Annotated in this window: 1 rRNA gene; it reads left to right on the top strand. The window is 37.4% G+C overall.

Going from position 1 to position 265, the window contains the following annotated elements:
* Positions 1-98 (top strand): 23S ribosomal RNA (locus tag H4J63_RS19955); the annotation flags it as partial.
* Positions 99-265 lie beyond the last annotated feature (167 nt).

The following is a 265-nucleotide window of genomic DNA, read 5'->3' on the forward strand; positions in this document are numbered from 1 at the left end:
TGAAGGGCCGTTGAAGACTACAACGTTGATAGGCAAGATGTGGAAGTGGTGTGAGCCATTAAGCTAACTTGTACTAATTACCCGTGAGGCTTAACCATACAACGCCAAACGCGTTTTATGTGATAGTGAAATAAGCGAAGAAGTTAATATAACTAAAGTAGATATTACTGAAAAGACTTAAAAAATATTATCAGATATTTTCCAAATTCATGAGGTGACTCTTAGCGCATAGCGTTAAAGTTGAGGCACCTTGCGCAAAGAAAAT

The sequence above is a fragment of the Pseudoalteromonas sp. 5Ae-yellow genome, assembly GCF_014077565.1.
In the GTDB taxonomy this organism is placed as follows: Bacteria; Pseudomonadota; Gammaproteobacteria; order Enterobacterales; family Alteromonadaceae; genus Pseudoalteromonas.